General features: G+C 62.5%; 6 protein-coding genes and 2 pseudogenes. 6 read left to right on the top strand and 2 right to left on the bottom strand.

The window, feature by feature from the left end; genetic code table 11:
• Positions 1–193, bottom strand: a pseudogene (locus E5W87_RS33265) (hypothetical protein); the annotation flags it as partial.
• Between the two features lie 135 nt (positions 194–328).
• Positions 329–1318, bottom strand: coding sequence for a sugar-binding protein (locus E5W87_RS33260; protein ID WP_292407533.1), 990 nt, complete (start codon positions 1316–1318; stop codon positions 329–331).
• 430 nt (positions 1319–1748) lie between these two features.
• Here E5W87_RS33260 and E5W87_RS33255 point away from each other — a divergent pair, with 430 nt between their 5' ends.
• The 6 genes and pseudogenes from E5W87_RS33255 to E5W87_RS33230 form a co-directional block, all read left to right on the top strand.
• Positions 1749–2489, top strand: a complete 741-nt coding sequence (locus tag E5W87_RS33255) for an ATP-binding cassette domain-containing protein (protein ID WP_292407529.1) — start codon at positions 1749–1751, stop codon at positions 2487–2489.
• A gap of 40 nt (positions 2490–2529) precedes the next feature.
• Positions 2530–3528: an ABC transporter permease gene (locus E5W87_RS33250; RefSeq protein WP_292407526.1), complete on the top strand. Its 999-nt coding sequence runs from the start codon at positions 2530–2532 to the stop codon at positions 3526–3528.
• Positions 3529–3634: 106 nt separating this feature from the next.
• Positions 3635–4402, top strand: coding sequence for an SDR family oxidoreductase (locus E5W87_RS33245; RefSeq protein ID WP_292407523.1), 768 nt, complete (start codon positions 3635–3637; stop codon positions 4400–4402).
• A gap of 172 nt (positions 4403–4574) precedes the next feature.
• Positions 4575–5402, top strand: a complete 828-nt coding sequence (locus tag E5W87_RS33240) for an AraC family transcriptional regulator (RefSeq protein WP_128244354.1) — start codon at positions 4575–4577, stop codon at positions 5400–5402.
• Positions 5403–5505: 103 nt separating this feature from the next.
• The gene (locus tag E5W87_RS33235) at positions 5506–5949 is read left to right on the top strand and encodes an SRPBCC family protein (RefSeq protein WP_292407520.1); all 444 of its coding nucleotides are present in this window, start codon (positions 5506–5508) and stop codon (positions 5947–5949) included.
• Between the two features lie 16 nt (positions 5950–5965).
• Positions 5966–6162 (top strand): annotated as a pseudogene (locus tag E5W87_RS33230) (xanthine dehydrogenase family protein subunit M); the annotation flags it as partial.

Below are 6162 nucleotides of genomic sequence, written 5' to 3'. Positions count from 1 at the left end.
AGTCGCCGCGCACGATCCTGAGGCCGATCTCATTGGCCAGCGACGCATGCACGCTCGATCCGGGGATCAGCGCCGCGTCGGCACGGCGAGCGCCGGACGGACGGGCGGCCTGTGCCTTGACCTTGGCCCGTGCCTTGACCGTGGCCCGTGCCTTGACCGTGGTAAGTCGCTTTTTCGATCTTGTGTCCGACATCCATGTTCCCCGGCACAGGCTGAACTCAAGGCGCGGCAAAGCAGGAGCGTATCGCCCCCAGCAATGTCACCTCGTACGTTTCATGAACCGGTGTGACGGGGCGCCCGACGATCGGACGCCCCGAAAACTGCGAACCTACTTCTGGATGCAGGTGTCGACCGTGTCCTTGGTGCACTCGTCGAGACCGGTGAAGACCGGATCGGCGACGGGCTTGCCTTCGATCAGGTCGATCATCACCGAGGGTGCCTTGTAGCCCATCTCGAAAGGCCGCTGGCCGACCAGTGCGGTCACCAGACCCTCCTTTGCAATGGCCACCTCGTCACCGATCGTATCGGCCGCGCCGATGACGAACTCGTTGCTGGCGATCTTGTCGGCCATCGGCTTGAACAGGTCGCGATAGGGCTGCGGCGCGCCGAACAGCGGCCAGCCGCCCATGATGCCGAAGGCGTCGAGATCGGGATTGGCGGCGAGGATATCGGTCATCGCCTGCACGCCCTTGGCGCCATCGTCATTGGTGAACACCGGGCAGCCGGCAACCTCGGTCCAGCCGCCCTCGCCGGCGAGCGCCGGGAGATCCTTCTGGCCTGAAAGCGCGTCGCGCATGCCCTGGGCGCGGCGCAGGATGTTGTCGGCCGCGGGATTGCCCTCAATGGTGCAGATCTTGCCACCCTCCGGCTTGCCCTTCTTGATGTACTCGCCGATCTTGTAGCCCATCAGGTAGTTGTCGGTGCCGAGATAGGTCTTGCGCAGCGCCGCATCTTCCTTGCTGAGGTCGGCGTCGAGCGTCATGATCGGGATCGACGGATTGGCGCTTTTGATCGTCTGCGCGATCAGCGGCGCGTTGGACGGCGAAATGGCCATCGCCACTGTGTCCGGCTTGCTCAGCATGTCCTGGACGATCTGGGCTTCGCCGGCCTCGTCCGAGGTCGACGCCGGACCGGTGTAGAAGCACTCATATTCCGAGCTGGCGTTTTCCGAGTTCCATTTCTCGCAACCCTGGTGGATGGCCTCGAAGAACGGATTGTCGAGCCCCTTCACCACGATGACGAGCTGTTTCTTGGCCAAAGCCGGCCCGGCGCCCAACGCCATGACGGCGACGGCAGCGAGCAATAGTGATTTCCTCATGTCAGTCCTCCCTTGAAAAAGACGGGCACGGCGTGCCCGCCACACAGACCAGCCCGGATGCACGATGACAGAGGTTCGTTTCGCGAGCGCTCGTGTCGTCAAGCCGGGCCGATAAGCATTTCCAGATGCGGTCACAGACCAGCGCGATACGGACGCTGCCAGATCCTCGACCGATAAACCTCCGCCTACTCCGCCCGGCGAGCCGGAACAGGAGATCGGCATAATCTCCTCCGGCGCTTAGCTAATATCGGCTTGCGACGAACGTCAATTGCTATTTGTCCTACAAAACGGATTTTTCGAAAGAAGCCACTGTTGACGCCAAGGGGGCATGTGGGTAAATGGGCGAAAGCGCTGTTTCCGGGAGGGGCTGGGAAAGAGCGAGGGCCGCGGCAGAACCGCAGGCCGCAAAGCACGGGGAGGAAGCAGTCTGGTGTCGGTTCTCGAACTCGCCAACATCTCGAAACATTTCGGCGCCATCCAGGCTGTCAACGACGTTTCGCTCTCGATCGAAGCCGGACAGGTGGTCGGCCTGATGGGCGACAACGGCGCCGGCAAGTCGACGCTGGTCAAGATGATCGCCGGCAATTTCCCCCCGAGCCATGGCACGATGCAGATGGACGGCAAGGAGCTGATCCTGCACAAGCCGGTGGAGGCGCGCCAGCACGGCATCGAGATCGTCCACCAGGACCTGGCGCTCTGCAACAATCTGACGGCCGCCGCCAACGTCTATCTCGGCCGAGAGCTGCGCCGCGGCGTCGGGCCATTTCGCATCCTCGACTACGCAGCGATGTACAAGCGCGCCGGCCAGATCTTTGCCGAACTGAAATCCGAAACCCGCCCGCGCGATTTGGTCAAACAGATGTCGGGTGGCCAGCGCCAGGCGGTGGCGATCGCCCGCACCATGCTTTCGCAAGCCAAGATCGTGCTGATGGACGAGCCGACGGCGGCGATCTCGGTCCGGCAGGTCGCCGAAGTGCTGAACCTGATCCGCCATCTGCGCGACCAGGGCATTGCGGTCGTGCTGATCAGTCACCGCATGCCAGACGTCTTCGACGTTGCCGACCGCGTCATCGTCATGCGGCGCGGCCGCAAGGTCGCCGACAAGACGATCGCATCGAGTTCGCCCGAGGAAGTCACCGGGCTCATCACCGGCGCCATCGAACAGGTTTGATGTCGGCGGGTTTCATCACGGAAGCAGATAAAGGTCGACGATGGCAGTAACTCTTGACCAGACGATCGCGCAGAAACAGCACACTTTGCTGTCCAGGGTGTTTGCCAGCCAGACCTTCTGGGTGGTGATCGCGGTCATCCTCGCCTGTCTATTCCTGTCAGTGGCGACGGATTCCTTCGCCACAACCAAGAACCTCTACAACATTACCCGCAACGTCACCTTCGTCGCCATTGTGGCGCTCGGGATGACATTCGTCATCATCACCGGCGGCATCGACCTGTCGGTCGGCTCGGTGCTTTGCCTGTGTTCGATGGTGCTGGCCGTCACCATGCATGCCGGCTACGGCATCGAGGTGGGCATCGCCGCTTCGATCGCGACGGCGCTAATCATCGGCGCCTTCAACGGGGTTCTGATCGCGTATCTCGGCTTTCCGCCGTTCGTGGTGACGCTCGGCATGCTGTCGATCGCGCGCAGTCTCGCCATGGTCGCTTCCAACAACACCGTGGTCTTCCAGTTCGGACCGGATCACGACAAGCTTCTGGCGTTGGGCGGCGGCGCCTGGGTGTTCGGTATCGCCAATCCGGTGCTCTACACCATCATGCTGGCGCTGATCACCGGCTTCGTCCTGCGCTGGACAAAATTCGGCCGGCACATCTTCGCCATCGGCGGCAACGAGCATGCAGCGACGCTGACCGGTGTTCCGGTGCGCCAGATCAAGGTCGCGGTCTACATGATCTCGGCGCTGGCAGCGGGCGTTGCTGGCATCATCCAGACCGGCTGGCTGGGCGCCGTCACCACCAATCTCGGCAACGGCATGGAGCTTCAGGTCATCGCCGCCACCGTCATCGGCGGCGCCAATTTGGCGGGCGGCATGGGCACGGCCTTTGGCGCCGTCGTCGGCGCAGCGCTGATCGAGGTGATCCGCAACAGTCTCGGCCTGCTCGGCATCAATGCGTTCTGGCAAGGTACCTTCATTGGCGGCGCTATTTTGATGGCGGTCCTGTTCGACCGGCTACGCAATTTCAGGCGCAACGAATAGGACCATGATCCCGAACCGAAGGTCCGCGCCAGCGAAAGCAAAGGCCGGTTTTTGCGGCGCTGACCATCGGCTCGGATAAGATCATGGTCAAACAAAAGACAGTCTGATGGTGAAATCCCTGTTCAGCCTCGACGGGCGGCTGGTTCTGATCACCGGTTCCGGCCAGGGAATCGGCTTTGCCCTGGCGCAGGGCCTCGCCAAGCATGGCGCGAGCGTGGTGCTGAACGGCCGCGATCCGGGCAAGGTCGCTGGTGCGGTGGCAAGGCTGGGCGACGCCGGCTTCAAGGCGCATGCCTCGATCTTCGACGTGACCGATTTTCATGCGGTCGATGAAGACGTTGGCCGGATCGAGGCCGAGATCGGCGCCATCGACATCCTCGTCAACAATGCCGGCGTGCAGTTCCGCGCGCCGCTCGAGGATTTTCCCGAGGAGCAGTGGGAGCGCCTGTTCAAGACCAATGTCTCGGGCGCCTTCCACGCCGGCAAGGCGGTGGCCCGGCATATGATCCCGCGCGGCAAAGGCAAGATTATCAACATCGGTTCGGTGCAAAGCGAGCTCGCCAGAACGGGCATCGCCCCCTACACGGCGACCAAGGGCGCGATCAGGAACCTGACCAGGGGCATGTGCGCCGATTGGGCGAAACACGGCCTGCAGATCAACGCCATCGCGCCCGGTTATTTCCGCACCGAGATGAACCAGGCGCTGGTCGACAACCCGGAATTTTCCGCCTGGCTGGAGAAGCGCACGCCGGCCGGGCGCTGGGGCAATGTCGATGAACTGATCGGCGCCGCTGTCTTTCTGGCGTCGGATGCATCGTCCTTCGTCAATGGCCATACGCTTTATGTCGACGGCGGCCTGACCGCTTCGGTGTAGCCATACCGGCCTGGAAACATTCACATTCTTCTATCGCTCAGTCTGAAAATCCGCAGCTATAGCTTATCGCAGGCACCGGGCGTGCGCATGTGCCTTGACGCGGACACGAAGCGCGCCGCACTATCCCCATTGCAGGCGAAGGGAGGCCAGTCGCCTGCGGGAGGATATACCCATGACGGAAGCGATCAGGCTCTACTGGGGCCGGTTCGGACATGTTTCTGTCCTGAACGTCGCCAGTGACTTCGTCACCCATGCCCATGTCGAGGCGCATATCATCATCTGGCTGGAAGGCACGGCCGGCGAGATGACCATCGGCCGCGAGACGGTGCGGCTTGGACCGGGCACCGCCGCCGGCATCAATTCCTTCCAGCCGCACAGCCACGCTTTGTCCCGCGACGGCCGACCCGGCCTGTTCCTCGCCTTTTACATCGATCCGGACTGGGCGCGCCGGCGCCGCGATCTGCCGTCCGCTGCGCCGCTGTTCTCGACGCCGGCGATCGTGCTGGAGCCATGGCTGCACAAGGCGGCGGCCAACCTTCTCGACCATCTCAGCGACAATGAGAGCATCGACGACATCGCCAATTACGAGATCGAGCGTTTTATCGACAGCGTGCTCGACGCCGCCGACGCTTCGGCCCCGCCGGTAACGCGCGCCCGCGTCCATACCATGCAGGACTTCCGCGTCCGCAAGGCGATCCAGCTGATGAAGGCCAATGTCTGCGAGCGTATCTGCTTCGACGACGTTGCGCGCAGCGTCGGCCTGTCGCGGCCACATTTCTTCGCGCTGTTCAAGGAACAGACCAATCTGACGCCCAACGTCTACTGGAACACGTTGCGCATGGAGGAAGCGGTGCGGCAGTTGCAGTGGTCGCAGGAGCCGCTGATCTCTGTCGCCTGCAATCTAGGTTTCACCACGCAGGGCAATTTCTCCCGCTTCTTCCGCGACCATGTCGGCGTTCCGCCGACACTCTATCGCGAGGCGGCGCGGGCCATTTCCTGAACCATTTTCAGACTATTTGATAGGTGTTCAAGACGCATTGATAAGCGCCACCGGGCTCGCCGCCCTATCCTCGCGACATACATGTTCGCAAGGGAATGATCATATGGCGAAAGTCACCATCTCCAGCGTCATCGACGCACCGGTCGACAAAGTCTGGGCGCGCATACGCGACTTCAACGGCCTGCCAAGTTGGCATCCGCGCATGGTCGAAAGCCATATCGAAGATGGAAAGGACGCCGGCACGATCGGCTGCGTGCGCAATTTCGAGCTCGCCAGCGGCGCCCGCATCCGCGAAAAGCTGCTCGACTTCTCCGACGAGAACTTCCTCGTCAGCTACTCCATCCTGGAGACGCCGCAGCCGCTCACCAACCACAAGGCAACGCTGCAGTTGCGGCGGGTGACCGACGGCGACCGCACCTATGCCGAATGGAGCGCCAGCTTCGACGCTGCTCCGGAAGAGGCGGACAAATTGGCCGAGGGCATGGGCGCCAACGTCTTCCAGGGCGGCTTCAACGCTTTGAAAAATCATTTCGCGGGCCAAAGCTGAGCCAAAGGAGCGTTCCATGGCGCTTGCACTGCAGACTTTCTCGACGGTGAAGGACGCGACTGCGGCGCTGAAATCCGCCGGCACCCGTTATCTCGGCGGTGGCACGCTGGTCGTGCGCGCCGCCAATGAAGGCGATGTCTCGGTCTCCAGCCTTATCAGGTCGACCGAACCGATGCTGTCGGCCATCACCGTTTCCGGCAGCGAGGTCCGCAT

It is taken from the genome of Mesorhizobium sp. (assembly GCF_004962925.1).
Classification (GTDB): Bacteria; Pseudomonadota; Alphaproteobacteria; order Rhizobiales; family Rhizobiaceae; genus Mesorhizobium.
The sequence above is the reverse complement of the archived record's forward strand: the minus strand, read 5'-3'. Positions and strand labels throughout refer to the sequence as shown.

Bases quoted from the DNA above. Each gene is read 5' to 3' on its own strand.
- E5W87_RS33240 (WP_128244354.1), top strand. From the start codon at position 4,575: ATGACGGAAGCGATCAGGCTCTACTGGGGCCGGTTCGGACATGTTTCT.
- E5W87_RS33250 (WP_292407526.1), top strand. From the start codon at position 2,530: ATGGCAGTAACTCTTGACCAGACGATCGCGCAGAAACAGCACACTTTG.
- E5W87_RS33235 (WP_292407520.1), top strand. From the start codon at position 5,506: ATGGCGAAAGTCACCATCTCCAGCGTCATCGACGCACCGGTCGACAAA.
- E5W87_RS33260 (WP_292407533.1), bottom strand. From the start codon at position 1,318: ATGAGGAAATCACTATTGCTCGCTGCCGTCGCCGTCATGGCGTTGGGC.
- E5W87_RS33245 (WP_292407523.1), top strand. From the start codon at position 3,635: ATGGTGAAATCCCTGTTCAGCCTCGACGGGCGGCTGGTTCTGATCACC.